Annotated in this window: 17 protein-coding genes and 1 riboswitch; of the genes, 8 read left to right on the top strand and 9 right to left on the bottom strand. The window is 40.4% G+C overall.

Features of this window, described 5'->3' with window-relative positions:
- Positions 1–199 precede the first annotated feature (199 nt).
- Positions 200–988 (bottom strand): NlpC/P60 family protein, encoded by a 789-nt coding sequence (locus tag RZN25_15740; protein ID MEQ6378265.1) that lies wholly within the window; start codon positions 986–988, stop codon positions 200–202.
- Between the two features lie 219 nt (positions 989–1,207).
- On the opposite strand from RZN25_15740, the gene RZN25_15735 reads away from it, so the two are divergent.
- The 5 genes from RZN25_15735 to RZN25_15715 all read left to right on the top strand — a co-directional run bounded on the left by RZN25_15735 (position 1,208) and on the right by RZN25_15715 (position 4,686).
- Complete coding sequence (locus RZN25_15735; protein ID MEQ6378264.1) at positions 1,208–1,507, top strand: iron-sulfur cluster assembly accessory protein; 300 nt, start codon at positions 1,208–1,210, stop codon at positions 1,505–1,507.
- A 28-nt stretch (positions 1,508–1,535) separates the two neighbouring features.
- Positions 1,536–2,462: a manganese-dependent inorganic pyrophosphatase gene (locus RZN25_15730; GenBank protein MEQ6378263.1), complete on the top strand. Its 927-nt coding sequence runs from the start codon at positions 1,536–1,538 to the stop codon at positions 2,460–2,462.
- A gap of 196 nt (positions 2,463–2,658) precedes the next feature.
- On the top strand, positions 2,659–3,195 hold the full coding sequence (locus RZN25_15725; protein ID MEQ6378262.1) for a sigma-70 family RNA polymerase sigma factor: 537 nt from the start codon (positions 2,659–2,661) through the stop codon (positions 3,193–3,195).
- Positions 3,185–3,991, top strand: coding sequence for a hypothetical protein (locus tag RZN25_15720; GenBank protein MEQ6378261.1), 807 nt, complete (start codon positions 3,185–3,187; stop codon positions 3,989–3,991). The genes RZN25_15725 and RZN25_15720 overlap by 11 nt, the downstream gene beginning before the upstream one ends.
- A 95-nt stretch (positions 3,992–4,086) precedes the next feature.
- Positions 4,087–4,686, top strand: coding sequence for a YitT family protein (locus RZN25_15715; protein MEQ6378260.1), 600 nt, complete (start codon positions 4,087–4,089; stop codon positions 4,684–4,686).
- A gap of 39 nt (positions 4,687–4,725) precedes the next feature.
- Here the strand turns inward: RZN25_15715 and RZN25_15710 are convergent, their stop codons facing one another.
- Positions 4,726–5,460 carry a PRC-barrel domain-containing protein gene (locus RZN25_15710; protein MEQ6378259.1) on the bottom strand — a complete coding sequence of 245 codons (735 nt, stop codon included), beginning with the start codon at positions 5,458–5,460 and terminating at the stop codon, positions 4,726–4,728.
- Between the two features lie 167 nt (positions 5,461–5,627).
- Here RZN25_15710 and RZN25_15705 point away from each other — a divergent pair, with 167 nt between their 5' ends.
- Positions 5,628–7,031 carry an MDR family MFS transporter gene (locus RZN25_15705; protein ID MEQ6378258.1) on the top strand — a complete coding sequence of 468 codons (1,404 nt, stop codon included), beginning with the start codon at positions 5,628–5,630 and terminating at the stop codon, positions 7,029–7,031.
- A 175-nt stretch (positions 7,032–7,206) separates the two neighbouring features.
- Here the strand turns inward: RZN25_15705 and RZN25_15700 are convergent, their stop codons facing one another.
- Positions 7,207–7,665, bottom strand: a complete 459-nt coding sequence (locus RZN25_15700) for a chemotaxis protein CheX (protein ID MEQ6378257.1) — start codon at positions 7,663–7,665, stop codon at positions 7,207–7,209.
- Positions 7,666–7,730: 65 nt separating this feature from the next.
- Positions 7,731–7,815: riboswitch (cyclic di-GMP riboswitch) on the bottom strand.
- 664 nt (positions 7,816–8,479) lie between these two features.
- On the bottom strand, positions 8,480–9,202 hold the full coding sequence (locus tag RZN25_15695; protein MEQ6378256.1) for a GntR family transcriptional regulator: 723 nt from the start codon (positions 9,200–9,202) through the stop codon (positions 8,480–8,482).
- 146 nt (positions 9,203–9,348) lie between these two features.
- On the opposite strand from RZN25_15695, the gene nagA reads away from it, so the two are divergent.
- Both nagA and nagB read left to right on the top strand, forming a co-directional pair.
- Positions 9,349–10,518, top strand: coding sequence for an N-acetylglucosamine-6-phosphate deacetylase (gene nagA, locus RZN25_15690; GenBank protein MEQ6378255.1), 1,170 nt, complete (start codon positions 9,349–9,351; stop codon positions 10,516–10,518).
- Positions 10,515–11,273 carry a glucosamine-6-phosphate deaminase gene (gene nagB / locus RZN25_15685; protein ID MEQ6378254.1) on the top strand — a complete coding sequence of 253 codons (759 nt, stop codon included), beginning with the start codon at positions 10,515–10,517 and terminating at the stop codon, positions 11,271–11,273. Before nagA ends, nagB begins: the two co-directional genes overlap by 4 nt.
- A gap of 615 nt (positions 11,274–11,888) precedes the next feature.
- Here nagB and RZN25_15680 read toward each other — a convergent pair.
- From RZN25_15680 to hutH, 5 genes are all read right to left on the bottom strand, one after another.
- Positions 11,889–12,626, bottom strand: coding sequence for a Cof-type HAD-IIB family hydrolase (locus RZN25_15680; protein ID MEQ6378253.1), 738 nt, complete (start codon positions 12,624–12,626; stop codon positions 11,889–11,891).
- Between the two features lie 207 nt (positions 12,627–12,833).
- A complete protein-coding gene (gene hutG, locus RZN25_15675; GenBank protein MEQ6378252.1) occupies positions 12,834–13,772 on the bottom strand; it encodes a formimidoylglutamase in 939 nt (312 codons plus the stop codon).
- Positions 13,753–15,024 (bottom strand): imidazolonepropionase, encoded by a 1,272-nt coding sequence (gene hutI, locus RZN25_15670; protein MEQ6378251.1) that lies wholly within the window; start codon positions 15,022–15,024, stop codon positions 13,753–13,755. The genes hutG and hutI overlap by 20 nt, the downstream gene beginning before the upstream one ends.
- Positions 15,024–16,685, bottom strand: coding sequence for a urocanate hydratase (gene hutU / locus RZN25_15665; protein ID MEQ6378250.1), 1,662 nt, complete (start codon positions 16,683–16,685; stop codon positions 15,024–15,026). The genes hutI and hutU overlap by 1 nt, the downstream gene beginning before the upstream one ends.
- Positions 16,682–18,202: a histidine ammonia-lyase gene (gene hutH / locus RZN25_15660; GenBank protein ID MEQ6378249.1), complete on the bottom strand. Its 1,521-nt coding sequence runs from the start codon at positions 18,200–18,202 to the stop codon at positions 16,682–16,684. Before hutH ends, hutU begins: the two co-directional genes overlap by 4 nt.
- Positions 18,203–18,304 lie beyond the last annotated feature (102 nt).

The following is an 18,304-nucleotide window of genomic DNA, read 5'->3' as shown; positions in this document are numbered from 1 at the left end:
CGCCACAAAGGCTTGGCGAATGCCAAGTTTTCTAATCCTGCAATTACGGACAGTAATACCCCCTCCTCAATTCTTAACTGAAACGAAAAGAGTAGATGGGGGATAAACTGTCTGTATATGTCCGATTGGTTCATGGACCTTTAAGTTATACCCTTGGATACTAACAATCAGTGGGGTCCCCCCTGATTGAAGTTCCCCTTTATTTCCATTGAGCAAAGCTGGTGAAGTATTTACTCCAATATACATTATCAAGGCTTGTGATTTGAACACCACTTGAGCTTGCATGAGCGAATTTGTTATCTCCAACATAAATCCCCATGTGAGAGATTCCAGCCTTGTAGGTGTTGCTAAAAAATACTAGATCACCAGGCTGTGGGTTTGAAATTTTTGTAGTTTGAGTATAATAGTTTGCTGCACTGGTTCTTGTTATGTCCATTCCTGCTTGCTTGAATACATAGTAAATAAATCCACTGCAATCAAAACCACTTGGGCTTGTCCCACCCCATTTGTAGGGCGTTCCAACATGCTTTTTAGCTTCTGCTACTACTTTGGAATCTATGGAACTAGTAGTAGATTGTATTTTACTTGTAGTAGTTTCAGAAGGTGACGCTATTAATTGTAAAACTTGTCCAGGATAGATCATATCTGATTTAAGATTGTTCCAGTTCTTTAAATTCGTTACGCTTACACCATATCTTTTTCCAATATAGTAAAGAGTATCTCCTGCACTAACTTTATAAGCTGTAATCGTTGGTGTTGAACTTGCTGATCGAGAGGTTTCTAGAATTTGATTTACATAAATCGTGTTACTTGTCAGATTATTAATATCTTTTAATTCACTCACTGATACATTGTATTTTTGTGAAATAGCCCAAAGCGAATCACCAGATTGCACTTTGTACGATGCAGCTTCTGCTTTTGCTGAAAAGCCAGTAGCAATTACAAAAGTAGTTGCTAAGGTTAGTAGAGTCTTTGAGGTTTTTCTCATCGTTTTCTCTCCTTATGTTTTGTCTTGTTGTTTGTGAGTAGAGTATAGCATGGATTTGTCGAAAGCTCGGGGATGTTATCGATTTGTAATAGCAAAACATAGAATCTGTAATAAGCGTAGTTAATTATGGTAGAACTAGATAATTATTCTGACTTACTTTTCATTTCATTGAAAAAATGGTAATAATAGAAGAAGAAAAACTTGTGAGGTGAGATTCTTTTGAATTGTAAAATAAACAGAAATGCTGCTAAGGTATTAAAAAAGATATTGGAGCAAGATGAGGCTAAAGGAATGATGATCCGTGTTTTTGTTTCGGAACTTCATGGAGGTCATGCCCACTACAGCCTAACTTTAGATACACCAAATGAGTATGATGAAATAGTTAAAACGGACAGGGATATTGATATTCTTATGGATAGTCGGGACGAATGGCTCGATGGTGTATGGATTCAATATTATTACGTACCTGAAGAAGGCTTTACTATAACGAATTCTTCAAAAGGTCTTCCTAATCACTAATTAGTCATTAAAAAAGGAGAGATTACATATGGGCAAAACATTAGTCTTTGGACATAAGAATCCTGATACAGATACCATTTGTTCAGCGATTGCTTATTCAACTTTAAAAAAAGCTCTAGGTGTAGAGGCTGAGCCTGTTCGTCTGGGGGAAGTTAATGGAGAAACTCAATATGCGTTAGATTACTTTAAAGTGGACGCTCCTCGTCTTGTAGATACAGTTGCAGGCGCTGAAGGTGTAATCCTCGTGGACCACAATGAGTTCCAACAAAGTGCCAATGATATTGCAGACGCAAAGATTTTAGAGGTTATTGATCATCACCGTATCTCTAATTTTCAAACGAGTGATCCTTTGTATTATCGTGCAGAACCAGTTGGGTGCACAGCTACTATTTTGAATAAGCTCTTCAAGGAACATGGAGTTTCTATTGATAAACAAACAGCAGGCTTAATGGTTTCTGCGATTATCTCCGACAGTTTATTATTTAAATCACCGACTTGTACGGAAGAAGATGTAGCTGGAGCCAAGGAATTAGCTGCTATTGCTGAAATCAACTTAGATGAATATGGATTAAATATGCTAAAAGCTGGAGCAGATTTAAGTGACAAGTCGGCCCAAGAGCTTATCACCCTTGACGCTAAGGAATTCCAGATGGGTGACTACAAAGTTGAGGTTGCTCAAGTCAACACGGTGGACGTCGATGAAGTTTTTGAAAGACAAGCTGAACTAGAGACAGCTATTCAATCCGCTGTTGTTTCAAAAGAACTCGACTTGTTCGTTCTTGCTGTAACAGATATTTTAAATAGTAATTCAACAGCATTGGCTCTTGGCTCCCAAGCAGCTGCTGTAGAAAAAGCATATCAAGTTAAACTTGAAAATAATAAAGCCCTTTTAGAAGGCGTTGTTTCCCGTAAAAAGCAGATCGTACCAATTCTTACGAATACATTAAAAGGATAAATGATAAAGACATCGGAGTGAACACTTCGATGTCTTTTTGTGTGTACACAGCCCAAAAATAGGTGCGCAAATGATAGAGAGACATCACAAAACGCTGACTAACCAAAATTAATATATAATTTTTCAATGCAAAATGAATAACTTTTTCAATAACCACCGTCTTAATTATGAAAACCCCATTAAAGGAGGGTGAAAGATGGAAGAAGCTAAGGTAAGTCAAGAAACCATTGAATTAATCATGGATCAATATGGGGATGAAATAAAACGTTTTGTTTATACGTATGTAAAAAATCATGCAGATACAGATGATGTTACACAAGAAGTGTTTGTGACTGTTTATCAGAAGTTGCACACGTATAAAGGGATCTCATCACTGAGGAGCTGGATCTATTCCATCGCTAGTAACAAGAGTAAGGATTATTTAAGAAGTTGGAAGGGCAGAAATCAAAGGCTTAAGGAGAAGCTTTATAACTCACAGGAACCAATGATTGATAATAGAAGTCCAGAAGATATTTCATCTAGAAAATCAGAATCATCGGAACTACTCAACCAAGTTTTACAGCTACCGTTAAAATATCGTGAATTAATCATTCTCTACTATTTTAAAGATTTTTCCATCAAAGAGATTTCAGACTTATTGGGAGAAAAAGAGGCAACCATTCGAACAAGATTAGCACGAGGACGTCAACGTCTAAAGTTTGGTATAGAGAGAGGTGAACAAGATGGAAGATAAATTGAAAAAAGCCAAACAGGCATATGACAGAGATATTCCAACAAGTTTTACTACAACGGATAAACAGGCTATCTTAGAAAAAATCACAACCAATTCAAAGGTGAAGCAAGAGAGACGAGTGTCTTTTATTCCTAAAACCTTAACTTTTGTTGGAGTAGTAGCTTTGATTCTTTTCTTTGTGAATAATATTCCCTCTCCTTTCTATGGAACAACTAGTAACGACTCAGCTAACGGCGGTGCAGAAAGTGCAGTTTATGATTCAGCTGGAAATGCTGAAAACGGAGAAGGAATTGCTGATAAGGACGCAGACGAAGGTGGAGAAGATATTAATTGGGGAGAAGACGTTAAAATGGAAACATTTCAGACTACTATTATGCTATCCCCAGAGTTAGAATCCATTTATAAGCAATACGCTGCTGAGCATAATGATATGATTCTTCAAAATACAAACCCACTGGATGTTTTTAAAATGTATTTCCATGCAAAAAGCCAAGAGGACTTCGATACCGTCTATGCATTGCACATAAAAGGGGATAAATATGGAACGCCTTCGGAGGAAGAGTATTTTGGGGACCCTGAATTCTGGGGAGGAACCTATACAGAAAATGAACAAAAACTTTACGATAGTTTGTTGACTGTCGATGAGTTTAAAGTTGTGTATTTAAGTGAAGCTGAAGCTGTGGTGACTTGGATCAATGAAGAAAAAAATGAGCTTGCTTTCCGCTTAATAAAAGATACTACTAATAATCAAAGGGACAATGGAATCTGGAAAGTTGCATGGGTTCCAATGCAATAATTCAATGAGGCTACCGACTTTCGGTTAGCCTTTTTTCATTTTCTCCTTGTACAAGCATATACATACTTGTAGACTCTTGGAACCGAGGTGCAGGGATGGACTTTGTTAGAAAGGGACTAGCTATTTTTTTTGGAAGTTTGATTCTTTCCATAGGTATTAATTATTTTTTAGTTCCTTTTAAAGTATTGGATGGTGGAGTCATAGGACTTGGACTTATTATGAAATATTTAATAGGTGCTCCTGCAGGGCTGGTCATTATTTGTATCAGTACTCCTATCTTCATAATTGCATGGATAAGGTATTGCAATTATTTTTATAATAGTCTTCACGGGTTACTTGTCTCCTCATTCTTTATCGACCTACTTCGTACTCAACAACCAGTTGGACTTTTTGGACCGGTGGTAAGCGCGGTAGTGGGTGGTATATTAGTAGGGTTAGGGATAGGAATTATGCTTAGAGCAAGAACAAGTACTGGTGGGACAGATTTGTTAGCACAATTTATTTCGGATTTCTCAGGAATAAATGTAGGTATTCTTATATTTTTAATGGATGCTCTAGTAATTTCATTAGGAGGGTATCTTTTTTCTGCTGAAACCTTCCTATTGTCTATCATTACCATTTGTTTTGTCGGTCTAACGACAAGCTTGTGTACATGGAATCTACCTCCCCAAAAAGAAGCGAAAATCATAAAATAAGGAAGTGCTCTGTGGCACTTCCTTATTTTATAATTCTTCCTATCGATGGTATAAGCTCTCTTCTTCATTGATAGGCTCGACTGGATTAAAGAATGGACCATTTACAATGGTATCTTTCTCTAAATCAACTTTGACTTCCTTGTCCATCCAAGAAATCTCATCAATCCATTTTGTGGAGATGGCAACGAAATCACCTGGTAAGAAATTGCGGGTTTCAATAACTAGAAATTTTATTTCCCAATTATCATCGTCCACAATTACATCAGAAACATGTCCAATTTTTCCATCTTTGACTTGTATTCGATACCCATTAATGGCACCTTTCATATCATTCACACTTTCTACACGTATCTTTTCCTCGTCTTTGTTACTTATTGGCTCGAGTTCGTAGTTCTCGTTTGATTCAAGCCACAGTCTAGGTGTAGCATAAGAACCCCATAGATTCATTCCTCCCCAATATAGCGGCCATTCAAAAAAACGTCCTAGATCTGCTTCAACCTTAGAAGTAATGGTATCCGATTCATTAATGGTTGGACTTTCTTTCATTCGTTCCTCCGTTTCTAAGATGTTTACTGTTGCTTCCGCTGGGTCAACAAAATCGAAGGACACTGGCGACACTAACACCTTTCGTCCTGGTAGCCACTTTTTTGTATCAACAAGTAAATAACGAACCACCCACGTATCTTTTTCAAAATAAAGATCCTTCACCTTACCTAATTCTCCATCAGTAGCTTGGACATTATAGTTTTCTAATATACTCGCAAGTTGTAGCATACTTTCCCTCCTTGGAAAATAGGTTTCATAGAGACATTAACCGTTCTATGGTTTGTTCAAACATAGCAAACAGAACATTTGACTTCATAATCGTATAGTTTCAAACTATGTATGGATGGTTATACATACATAATTAAAAGCCAACAAGTAAAGAAAGAGGGTATAGGATGGAAAATACGCAAGCAAAGAATCAACAAAATATAAAAATTGCTCCTTTGGTAGCTGTATTGCTATCAGGAGCATTTGCAGCGATTTTAAATCAAACCTTATTAGCCACGGCTTTACCTCATATCATGGCTGACCTTCACTTAACTGAAAATACAGCTCAATGGCTTACGACTGTATTCATGCTCGTAAATGGAATCATGATCCCAGTTACTGCGTTTTTAATTGAGACCTTTACAACCAGAAGATTATTTCTGACGGCCATGGGATTATTTAGTGTTGGGACCCTCATTTGTGCGATTGCTCCTAATTTTTCGGTGCTAATGATAGGTAGAATTGTGCAAGCATCCGGAGCGGGTATCATTATGCCATTAATGCAAACGATCATGTTTGTGGTTTTTCCTTTTGAAAAAAGAGGGCAAGCAATGGGACTGTTTGGACTCGTCATTTCTTTTGCTCCAGCCATTGGGCCAACCCTATCTGGTTGGTTAGTAGATCAATATCCATGGAGAGTCTTATTTTACGTTATTCTTCCAATTGCTATCATTGATTTAATTGTTGCTTATTTTCTATTGAAAAATGTTACGAAGCAATCTTTTCCTAAGCTTGATGTTCTTTCTATTATTCTATCGAGCTTTGGCTTTGGTGGGTTATTGTATGGTTTTAGTACGGCAGGAGTTAGTGGTTGGGGTAGTTGGGAAGTGCTTATTTCCATTGGTGTTGGTGCCATAGCTTTGGTTTTATTTATTAAAAGACAATTGATACTAGAGCAACCTATCTTGGAATTTCGAGTTTTCAAGTATGGAATGTTCACTTTATCCACCATATTAGGGGTCTTTGTTTTTATCGCTATGATTGGCGGAGCAACTATTTTGCCAATCTATATGCAGAACATGCATGATTTCACAGCTCTTGAATCGGGACTGATGCTATTGCCGGGTGCTCTTGTCATGGGAGTCATGTCACCCATTAGTGGGAGACTTTTTGATAAGTTTGGATCTAAATGGCTTGCTATCACTGGGATGTCCATCGTAACTATTACGACATTCATGTTTACGGATTTATCCGGTAACACATCTTTTGTATATATGGCAACTGTTAATGCATTCCGAATGTTTGGTGTTGCCTTAGTCACGATGCCTGTCACGACTACTGGTTTAAACCAACTGCCTCAGCGTTTAATCGCCCATGGAACAGCAATGAATAATACCATGCGACAAGTATCAGGCTCGATAGGAACTGCCTTTTTAGTTACCGTTATGACAAATAGTGCCCTTAATCCAAAGGAGTATGGGGTAGAAGCCTATATCCACGGAGTGAATATGTCCTTTGTTGTGGCTGGTATGGTTAGCGGAATCGGTGTTATTCTGGCCTTTTTTCTAAAAAAGACATCACCAGATGAATAAGAAAAGCGCAAGCGCCCTTCGAAACAAGAAAAGCACTTGTTTCTGCAAAGTAGCTCTATGTAGCTTTCCTTACTCGGGGCAAAAACTTCGAAGATTACTCGAGGAAGCTTTTTCGCTGGAGCTAGACAAATTTTCTTTCTTGTCTTGTGAAAAAGGATGGCTCTTGGCCTTCCTTTCACCCTTCTATCATAAATAAGATATTCAATAAATGGCTTGTCTCTTCTAAAATAGGAACCTTAATACCTTGGTTGAAGCTTGAGAGTTTCTTAGTTTCTACTAGGATGGTTGGGGGTGTAATATCGATTTTAAAGCTGTCAGAGGCAATGGAAGTTGCCAGGTTTCCTGCAAACATATTCCCAAGCTCTCCAAAAAAAGACTCCAACATGGCTCCTTCTAACTGCATGCCATACATTTTTTCTCCAATTTTACCGATCCCTTGAGTTGTTCCGTCAATTAATAGCTGGCCGTTTAAACTTCCCGTAATTCCAATTAATACACCTAGCTCATTGGGATAAAAAGGAGGTTTCACCAGGGAAGCTTTGTCTATCTTGATTTCGATAGGAAGAACCTGTTTAATGGATCTGATTGTTCCATTAATTAGGTCTTTCGTATGGCTTGCAGTTAGTGTTGTCATCTGTTTTCCTCCTTTAGTAAAAATAAAAGACACTCCGCCAAAGAGTGTCTTTTTAGCTCTTTATTTCCGGCGGCTCGGCTACCATAGCGTGGAAGCGTTAGGTCCGTGGCTTTGCGTCCCAATTTTTCAACTGGTTTGCCATTATCGTAAAATGTCGAAACATGCATAAAGTATTAGTTCTATTTTATCTTTTTTCGTTTCATATGGCAATAAGATATATATCTTTTGTACTGTAAATCCATTTTGTTTTCTCGGTGAATGAATATTCAAAAAATGAATAAAATATGACTTGTATATGATTATTTATTCATTTTTTTGAATATTAAATTGATTCCGGTTTTTTGATGTGATAAAATGATGGGGATTCATGCTAAGTCATTTGACTTCCCTTTACAGCATGGAACATTGGCCTTTGCACCTAGCAAGGGTCTTTTTTCAATAAAAAAATCCCCTTATTCAGAGGACTAAGCAGGCTTTTTATTATTTTTTGATGAATGAAATAAAGGGCGACGGGGATGGTTTCTATACTTGATCCATAGCCTGCGCTCTTCACTATCAATAAAGAAGCGGATACCGATAAATGAGAGAGGGGACCATAGCTCTTTAAAGTAATAATATGGCACGTCCTTCATCCTTTCGCATAAATACTTTCTCTCATCATATCGTAAGGATTGAAAGAAATTGTTCGAATCCTGTCAGTGATTTCCACTTTTTGGTTGACAAAAAATGATAGAATCCTTAGTATTCGACAGGACTTGTCTTATCAAAAATAAATCCTCCTATTCATTAGGAGGATTTAGTCGTTTTTCACTTTTTATCTTTTCATATTAATCGTAAACTTGTATTTGTCACCCCTGTATACGGTTCGGACATATTCAAAAGGCGCTTTGTTGGATAAGTATGTAAGTCGTTGAATTAAGAGGACTGGGCTTCCGGCAGAAAGCTTTAAATATTTTAGCTCCGTTTCATTCGCAATCGCTGCTTCTATTTCTTGTTCACCATATTCGATTTTGTACGGTAACTCTCTTTCTATATAATCATAAAACGATGCAGTAAAATCTTTTTTTGTCATATCTCCTACAATTTTTCTAGGCGTATAAACAGTTTCAATAGCTAAAGGTGATTGATTCGCTAGTCGCAATCGGTAGATCTTAAATACGGAATCACCAGGACCGATATTTAGCTTATTTGCAACGAATGTATCTGCAGATTCTTCCCCAAAACTAATGAGTGTGGTGGAAGGCTCTAATCCCCGTGCTCGCATGTCTTCAGAAAAACTAGTAATTCCTTTCAGTGTTTGTTCATACTTTTTTTCAGCAACAAATGTACCTTTTCCTTTTTGACGAACAATTAACCCTTCTAAAACTAAATTGGTTATGGCTTGTCGGACCGTCATTCGGCTTATGCTGTATCTTTCTACATATTCTTTTTCGGATGGAAGTTTTTCGCCAGGGGCTAATTGCCCTGAATGAATAAGATTTCGAATTTCCTCTTCTAATTGATAATAAATAGGTAGTGGTGAATTTTTATCAATCATTGACTATCCCCTCATTTTTACATTTCATCCCCTTATATTATCAAAAAAGGTGAACAAAGTATATAGATGTATAAATGTCTAGACAACTATATATATTTATGGTAATTTTTAAGTAAGGAGAACCTTTAAATAGAGGGGGCTTTATATTGAATAACCTGATCATAACCAATTGTCGGATTTATCAAGAAAATAAAGTCATTGATAATGGCTTCATTGAAATAAGGGAAGATAAGATTTATAAAGTAGGCGTTATGGGTGATTTCGTATCAGAAAACAAATCTACTATAAATGCTCAGGGACTTACGGCCATTCCAGGATTCATTGATGGACACATTCATGGAGTTAATGGTGCTGATGTGATGGACGCAACTTCAGAAGCTCTTGATGTTATGTGTAAGGCATTGCCTCGTGAAGGAACGACAAGTTTTCTTGCAACAACGATTACCCAATCTCCTGAAAAAATTGATGCGGCCTTAAAAAATATAGCTAGATTTCAAAATAAACGAGGGCAGGCAGAAATGATAGGTGTTCATCTTGAAGGCCCCTTTATCGCAGTAGAAAAAGCTGGCGCACAGCCTCGAGAATATATTTTAGAGCCGAATTTAGAACAGTTTCAGAAGTGGCAATCTTTAGCTAATGGTTATATTAAAACGATAACCATGGCACCAGAACATGACCAAACAGGGGAATTTATTTCTTACCTATACGAAAAAGGGGTAAATGTTTCTGCAGGACACACCTCTGCGACCCATACTGATATGAAAAAAGCGGTTGAACATGGAGTACGACAAGTGACACATATTTGTAACGCATGTTCAGGAATTCATCATCGCGAGATTGGAGTAGTGGGCTCAGCACTGTTGATGGAAGAACTCCGCAGTGAACTGATTGCAGATGGAGTGCATGTTTCACCTGAAATGGTAGAACTAATTTATAAAAATGTGGGTAGTGACAGGGTTATTTTAATTACTGATGGAATGAGGGCCAAATGTCTTTCCAAGGGAACCTATGATTTAGGTGGTCAGAATGTGACTGTTTCAGGAGACCGGGCCGCGTTACGTGATGGAACTTTAGCTGGAAGTATTTTAAGAATGATTGATGGTGTAAAAAATATGTTTGAGTTCACGGAAGCAACTGTGCGTGATGTGATCCGTATGGCATCGGAAAATCCTGCCAAACAACTGGGGGTTTTTTCGAGTAAAGGAAGTCTTGAAGTTGGAAAAGATGCTGACATTGTTTTGGTTAGTGAAGACTTTACCATTAGCCACACCATTTGTAGAGGACAAATAGCTTATCAAGAGGGTGATCAGTCATGAAACTGATAGAAGTTAAAGATCATGTGGAAATGAGTCGCAAGGCGTGTGACATTTTAGTTGAAAGAGTTACAGAATTAAGTCATCCCGTACTGGGACTTGCAACTGGATCTACTCCTAAAAAGGTCTATGATTGTTTGCGAAAAAAACCAATTTCTTTTAGGGATGTTACAACCTTCAATCTAGATGAATATGTTGGTATTGCTCCTAATGACCCGAATAGCTATCGCTTTTATATGGACCATATCTTTTTTAATCATGTTGATATACAAACATCCAGTACTAATGTTCCTTCTGGATATGGTTTGGATTTACAAAAAGAATGTCAGGATTATGAGAAAAAAATTAGGGATGCAGGAGGAATTGATGTTCAACTCCTTGGCATTGGGGTAAACGGACATATTGGATTTAATGAACCGAGAACGCCGTTTAACTCACGTACTCATGTGGTGGAACTTTCTGAGTCGACGCGAAAAGCCAATGCTCGATTCTTTGAACGTATGGAGGATGTTCCTAAACAAGCAATCACAATGGGGATTGAAACGATTCTCGAATCTAAAGAAATTATTCTTCTAGCATCTGGTTTGAAAAAAGCAAAGGCCATCGAACGCTTACTGTATGGTGACATTAGTGAAGATTTCCCTGCTTCCGCCTTACGTAACCATCCCAATGTAAAAATTATTGCGGATCATGAGGCATTAAGTATGGTGTATCCCGCATTAACGGGCATTAATACCCCCACCTCAAGTTTTAAGTGAAACGAAAAGAATAGGTGGGGTAGGGGATAAACTGCCCGTAAATGTCCGATTGGTTCAAGGACCTTTAGGTCATGTCCTTGGGTGCTAACAATCAGTGGGGGGTGAAACCCCCCACTGATTGAAGTTTCGCTTTATTCAAGACAAGAAAAAAGCTTGAGAGTCAAAGTGACAGGCTCACAAGCTTTTCAATTTGATTTTAATTTTTGATTTGCGGATTCGAAGTGAATGTTTCATACAATAAGACACATTTAATAATATGTTTTAGTGAAAAACAAACCGTTTACGTGACATCTAATTTTAATAGGTGACGGTGATTCAGTTTATGTGACGATTATCAAAAGCTTAGTGCCAAAGTGAACGGTTTAAGTGATGCTTTTTCTAGGTATAGTGCTACTTTCTAGGGTTGAGTGTTAGTTGTGAAGCTTAGGTGAAAATATTATAGTTTAGGTGCCAATGAGCTCAAACCTATGTGCTAAAATCATCCATTAAAGTGACGGTTTGGAAGACCCAATCTCGTTTAAGTGCCACCACATTCAGATATGTGACAAAAGATCAGATTAAGTGCCGGCCCCACAACCCCAACTACAATCACATTTTCAACATCCCAGACACAATCTAACCCTTCAACACTTTTTCAATCGCCCGAGCCACACCATGGTCATTATTAGTTTCGGTTACCCAATCAGCTTCCTTCTTCACAATCTCCTGTGCATTCCCCATAGCGACACCGAAGCCCGCTTCCCGGATCATAGCTAAATCGTTAATGCTATCTCCCACAGCCATGACATGATCCATCGTTATCTCTAACCAGTTGGTAACTTTCTTAAGAGCCGCCGCCTTATTTACTCCAGCTGCATTAATCTCGATATTGGTTGGACTAGAGTTAGTGACTTCCAATTCCTTATTTTCCACAAGCTCGTCTAGTATAACTTGACGAACAGCATCATCAGGGATATCAAATCCGAACTTTAACCATTCATAGGAATCTATTGGTTGGTCAAAAAGTCTTTTACTATTAAACATTCCCTGAACTGTAGAGGACCAAAAAAAGATATTATGCTCTTCTTTCATTTCCCAAAAGCGTAAGACATGCTCCGCACTAAGTGGTGTTCTTTCTATCAATTCTAGTTTTGAATTATAAATTTCCCCACCGTTAAGGGTGATGATATAGGAGGATATTCCGATGGATTCAGCTGTATCTCTAGCGTTCATTAAAGAGCGGCCAGTACTTAATATGACATGAATTCCGTTGTCTTCAGCCCTTTTTATTGCCTGTCGGTTTTCTTGGGAAACCTCATGTTCATCGTTTACGAGTGTTCCATCCATATCTAGTGCAATTAATCGTATATCCATTCAAAAACCAGTCCTTTCCTAAGTTCCCCTCTAAGTATAAGTATAACCTACATCTAAATAATCGAAAAATGTACGGGAAATTAGAAAAACTTGGCATTCGCCAAGCCTTTGTAGCGAATGCCTTAGTTGCACTTATGCAGATAGGAAAGTTTTATACTTTCCTATCTGTCAAAGAAAATCCACCCCTTGAGTGGATTCTCACAAAAATTAATTATACATAAATTGGATCATCGTATGAGCAGCTAGGCGACTCGTAATGTCTCTGACGTCCTTGGAAGGATCAATTTCAACAATGTCCATGGCCCGTGCCTTTTCAAATTGAGAAGCGGCTCGAACACTTGCTAAAAGCTCACGACTTGTTAGTCCGCCTGGTCCAATGGCGGGGCAACCAGGGGCAAAGGCCTGATCAACGACATCCATATCCACCGACAAATAAATAAAATCAACCATCTCTGATAATCGTTTCATTTCGGACTTCACAATTGGTAGAATGCCTTGATCCTCCACATCCTCCATAGTATAGACGTGAATTCCTTTATCTTTTGCGTAGTGATCGTAGCCTTCTCCATTGGAATGGTCTCGAATGCCAATTTGAACAAGATGCTCTCCTTGCAAAATTTGGCCATCCACTAGGCTGCGAAAGGGAGTACCATTCGTTGGACCTCCATCCAACAGATTGCGAACGTCGTGATGGGCGTCCCACTGCACCACGCCGATTTTTCCGAAATGGTTTTGAAAAGCATGGATGGATGGATAACTGACCCCGTGGTCTCCTCCTAATAAAATATGACGGGGACATGCGGCCGTGGAGAGTATTTCGTCAACGGAGACGTGAATTCTGTTCAGGGTCTCTTCGATATTTGTTGGATGACTAGGTACATCTCCGAAATCTATGATTCGGAGTCCAGAATAATCTACGCCTTTTGAGTTGGAGTAAGTTGTATAGGCTCCGAGACTTTGACGAATCGTGCTGGGTGCTTGGGCGGCCATTGATAGGGAAATGGATGATTTGGAGGAAGGTAATCCAATCAGTCCGATTTCACCATGTGCCCCGGCTGTGTATGGCTGGACGGTTTCAGATATTTTAGTAATATGCCGATCTTTAAAGGCTGTGTTTCCTGTTGGGTTAAGATAGGTAAAGCTCACTGGCGCTCTTCCTTTCCCAAATTAATTTCCCGTGTTTATAGACTTGGTTGGTGTGACTGACCCCGTAATGGTAAGGAACATAGTGATAGTTGGGAGCGTCCCAAATCACGATGTCTGCTGGGGAGCCAACTTCCAATGTTCCTGCTTGTCGTCCGCGACCGATGGCGTGGGCGGCATTCACTGTGACGGCATTCCATATCTCTTCAGGTGTCATCTTTAGTTTTAATGCAGCAATGGACATGATGAGTTGAAGATTTTCAGTGACGCAGCTGCCTGGGTTATAGTCGGTGGCAAGAGCCACGGCTACTCCTTGGTCTACCATTTCCCGTGCCCGTCCGTAGCTATCTTTTCCAAGATAAAAGGTTGTTCCGGGGAGGAGAACGGCGATTGTATTCGATTCGCTCAGGAACTTAATTCCTTCATCCGAAGTTGCTACTAAGTGGTCGGCACTAATGGCACCCATTTCGACGGCGAGTTCCGTTCCTCCGAGTGGATCCATTTCATCGGAATGAATTTTGACACCGAAGCCTTTCTCTATGGAGGCCCGCATAAAACGCTCGGATTGTTCTACGGTAAAGACACCTGTTTCGCAAAAAATATCCGTGAATTCAGCTAATCCCTCGGACTTCACCTCATCCAACAAATCAATCATTTGATCTAAAAATTCTTCTTCCTTGCCTTTAAAGTCCTTCGGAATGGCGTGAGGGCCTAGGAAGGTGGACACGATGTCGACAGGGTAGGTTTCGTTTAACCGGTGGGCAACACGCAATTGTTTGAGCTCCGTTTCAGCATCGAGGCCATAACCGCTTTTAGCTTCGATCGTTGTGACCCCATAAGAGATAATGCTTTCAAGAATGCGGGAAGATTTTAGATATAGCTCCTCCTCGGAAGCCACACGAGTGGCTTCCACTGTGGACAAAATTCCTCCACCTTGTTTTAAAATTTCCAAATAAGGAACTCCTGCCTGTTTTAAAGCCATTTCCTTTTCCCTTGAGCCACCGTGCACGAGATGGGTATGAGGGTCAACCAGTCCTGGAGAGACCAATTTCCCTTGAGCATCCACCACTTTTTTTGCAGAGAGCTCACGCCCATCTTTGTCGCTACCGAACCAAGCCACTTTGCCATCCTTGACAGCAAGGGCTGAGTTTTCGAGTACCTTTAACTTTTTTAAGGCTTCCCCTCTTAAAGGAGCTTCCGATTTTGAAGGTAAAATAAGTTGGCCTATATTGGTGATGAGTAAGTCGTAAGTCATTATTGTTCTCCTTTCCGAAGCATTGGGATGTCTATATCATGTATTTCTGCCATTTCCACTGCTTTTTCATAACCTGCGTCCGCATGTCGAACAATTCCCATTCCTGGGTCAGTCGTCAACACACGACCAAGTCGTTCTTTCGCCAAATCTGTTCCGTCCGCTACCACAACCATCCCTGCATGAAGGGAATAGCCCATGCCAACACCTCCGCCATGGTGGAAAGAAATCCAGGATCCACCGGCCGCTGTATTAATCAATGCGTTCAATACAGCCCAATCTCCAACGGCATCACTACCATCCTTCATTCCTTCTGTTTCACGATTTGGTGAAGCCACTGATCCACAATCGAGATGGTCGCGACCAATCACAATTGGCGCTTTTAACTCCCCTTTTCGAACGAGTTCATTGATTGCCAGCCCCATCTTTACACGTTCCCCATAGCCAAGCCAGCAAATACGGGAAGGGAGGCCCTGGAATTTGACCTTCTTCTGGGCCATATCAATCCAGCGTAGAAGCGGCTCATTCTCTGGGAAAAGTTCCTTAATTAACTGATCTGTACGATAGATGTCTTCAGGGTCACCAGATAACGCCACCCACCGAAACGGACCTTTTCCTTCGCAAAAGAGAGGACGAATATATGCAGGTACAAAACCAGGGAAATCAAAGGCATTTTTAACCCCTTCATCAAAAGCAACCTGACGAATGTTGTTTCCATAATCAAATACAATGGACCCTCGGTCACGGAATTCCAGCATAGCCTCCACATGTTTCGCCATCGAACGAGAGGATAATTCCACATACTTTCGGGAATCATTTTCACGCAGCATTTGTGCGTCCTCCAGTCCATACCCCTCAGGAATATAGCCATTCAAGGGGTCATGAGCTGATGTCTGATCTGTTACAATGTCAATTTCGGCACCACGTCTCAACAATTCATGATGGATTTCAGCCGCATTGCCTAATAGACCAATCGATAATGGTCGGCCATTTGCCTTAGCCTCCATCGCCCAATCCAATGCTTCATCAATGGATGCCGTTGATCGATCCAAATATCTCGTATCCATCCGTTTTTTAATCCGATCTGGATCTGCTTCCACCGCAATAACAACCCCATCATTCATGGTCACAGCAAGCGGCTGAGCACCACCCATACCCCCAAGCCCAGCTGTTAACGTCAACGTTCCACGTAGTGACCCACTGAAATGCTCTTTCGCTAACGCAGCAAACGTCTCATAGGTTCCCTGTAAAATTCCTTGAGTCCCAATATAAATCCAGCTTCCCGCCGTCATTTGCCCATACATCATTAACCCTTTTTTATCAAGTTCATGGAAATGGTCCCAATTCGCCCACTTCGGTACCAACACCGAATTCGATAACAACACACGAGGTGCAGCCGCATGAGTTTTAAACACACCAACCGGCTTTCCTGATTGAACCAACATCGTCTCATCAGACTCTAAACGCCTCAGCGTATTTACAATCGCATCAAACGCCTCCCAATTTCGAGCCGCCTTTCCAATCCCACCATACACCACAAGCTCCTCCGGCTTCTCCGCCACCTCCGGATCCAAATTGTTATAAAGCATCCGAAGAACAGCCTCCTGCTCCCAACCCTTACACTCCAACTCCAAACCCGTCTTCACACGAACCGAACGACTCATATTGCACTCGCCTCCACCTTAGAATTTTTCCACTCAAAATCAAAACCCTTTAACCACTCCGTCAAACCCTCTATATCCTTAGAAAAAATGCGGTCCTCGGTGATCGAAGGGACCACCTTCCGTGCCTCGCGCCATAGTTTTTGGGTAGCAGGTGCCATTTGACTCGCTCCCTTATATTCGGTTGCCTGCAAAGCACAGATGAGCTCGATCGCCAGCACTCTCCGAGTATTTTCTAAAATGCTGTAACAGTGCCGAGCAGCAATCGTCCCCATGCTAACGTGATCCTCTTGATTCGCTGAGGACGGAATTGAATCCACACTCGCCGGATGTGCCAAGGTCTTATTTTCCGAAACGAGAGAAGCGGCAGCATATTGCATAATCATGGCTCCTGACTGAAGTCCGGGATTGGGACTTAAGAAAGGGGGGAGATCATTTAACTGCGGATTGACTAACCTCTCTATTCTGCGCTCCGAAATATTGGCCAGCTCGGCTATAGCTATTTTCATAAAATCCATGGCCAGAGCAATAGGCTGCCCATGAAAATTTCCGCCAGAAATGATCGTTTCCCCATCATCGAAAATAAGAGGATTGTCAGTAGCTGCATTCATCTCAATTTCGAGCTTTTCTTTTACATAATCAAGGGATTGCCATGATGCGCCATGTACCTGTGGGATGCATCGTAACGAATAGGCATCCTGAACTCGCTTTTCTCCTTGCTTAGTTACGAGTTTGCTATTTTCTAAAAGTGTTCTCATTCTTTCCGCAACGGCGATTTGCTCTGGATATCCTCTTGCTTCATGAATATATGGATGAAAGGCGTCTATGATTCCTTCGAGTCCCTCCATGGTCATAGCTGAAATCCACTCTGTTTGATAGGCCAATTGCTCTGCCTCGATATAGGTGATCACTCCCATAGCCGTCATCGCTTGGGTCCCATTGATTAAAGCTAGACCCTCTTTCGCCTGTAACTGAATAGGCGTGATAGATTCTTTTCGGAAAACCTCCATCGTTGGTTTCCGTTCTCCTTGATAGTAGACTTCTCCTTCTCCAATAAGGACCAGAGCAAGATGGGAGAGAGGAGCTAAATCCCCAGATGCCCCGAGGGATCCTTGTTGAGGAATTACGGGATGAATTTCTTTGTTTACTAGATTCGTTAAGAGCAGAATGACTTCCATTCGAATTCCTGAAAACCCCTTTAGTAGGGCGTTCAAACGGAGCAAAATCATGGCACGTGAAACAATCTCGGGAAATGGTTCCCCAACGCCGCAAGCATGAGAACGAATCAAATGAAGCTGCAATTCGTTTACTTTTTCTTCGGAAATTTTCACATCACTAAATTTCCCAAACCCTGTGTTAATGCCATAGATCGTTCGGCAGTTCGAAACAATATCTTCCACGGCTTTCCTGCTTTGTTTCACTTTTTCTACAGAAGCCGCTGAGATTTGAATTTTTTCTTTGTCATAACAGATTTTTTTAACCTGTTCGATAGTTAAAGAATGACCGGTTAATTCGATCATGTTTGAAACCTCCTTATTAAAAAATATGAATAAACAATGTCTAACTCCAGTCCCCTATCGACTAGAGTCGGTTCCCTCATCTCGAATCGATAAGTCAACATC

This window comes from Bacillaceae bacterium S4-13-56 (genome assembly GCA_040191315.1).
Taxonomy (GTDB): Bacteria; Bacillota; Bacilli; order Bacillales; family JAWJLM01; genus JAWJLM01.
Note: the sequence above shows the minus strand (reverse complement) of the source record. Positions and strands in the feature narration are given on the sequence as shown.

What these genes read in the sequence shown, in the direction of transcription:
- RZN25_15700 (MEQ6378257.1), bottom strand. Translation starts at nt 7,665, where the DNA reads ATGACAACACTAACTGCAAGCCATACGAAAGACCTAATTAATGGAACA.
- RZN25_15740 (MEQ6378265.1), bottom strand. Translation starts at nt 988, where the DNA reads ATGAGAAAAACCTCAAAGACTCTACTAACCTTAGCAACTACTTTTGTA.
- hutH (MEQ6378249.1), bottom strand. Translation starts at nt 18,202, where the DNA reads ATGATCGAATTAACCGGTCATTCTTTAACTATCGAACAGGTTAAAAAA.
- RZN25_15725 (MEQ6378262.1), top strand. Translation starts at nt 2,659, where the DNA reads ATGGAAGAAGCTAAGGTAAGTCAAGAAACCATTGAATTAATCATGGAT.
- RZN25_15715 (MEQ6378260.1), top strand. Translation starts at nt 4,087, where the DNA reads ATGGACTTTGTTAGAAAGGGACTAGCTATTTTTTTTGGAAGTTTGATT.
- RZN25_15720 (MEQ6378261.1), top strand. Translation starts at nt 3,185, where the DNA reads ATGGAAGATAAATTGAAAAAAGCCAAACAGGCATATGACAGAGATATT.
- hutU (MEQ6378250.1), bottom strand. Translation starts at nt 16,685, where the DNA reads ATGAGTCGTTCGGTTCGTGTGAAGACGGGTTTGGAGTTGGAGTGTAAG.
- RZN25_15730 (MEQ6378263.1), top strand. Translation starts at nt 1,536, where the DNA reads ATGGGCAAAACATTAGTCTTTGGACATAAGAATCCTGATACAGATACC.
- RZN25_15695 (MEQ6378256.1), bottom strand. Translation starts at nt 9,202, where the DNA reads ATGATTGATAAAAATTCACCACTACCTATTTATTATCAATTAGAAGAG.
- hutI (MEQ6378251.1), bottom strand. Translation starts at nt 15,024, where the DNA reads ATGACTTACGACTTACTCATCACCAATATAGGCCAACTTATTTTACCT.
- RZN25_15710 (MEQ6378259.1), bottom strand. Translation starts at nt 5,460, where the DNA reads ATGCTACAACTTGCGAGTATATTAGAAAACTATAATGTCCAAGCTACT.
- nagB (MEQ6378254.1), top strand. Translation starts at nt 10,515, where the DNA reads ATGAAACTGATAGAAGTTAAAGATCATGTGGAAATGAGTCGCAAGGCG.
- RZN25_15705 (MEQ6378258.1), top strand. Translation starts at nt 5,628, where the DNA reads ATGGAAAATACGCAAGCAAAGAATCAACAAAATATAAAAATTGCTCCT.
- RZN25_15680 (MEQ6378253.1), bottom strand. Translation starts at nt 12,626, where the DNA reads ATGGATATACGATTAATTGCACTAGATATGGATGGAACACTCGTAAAC.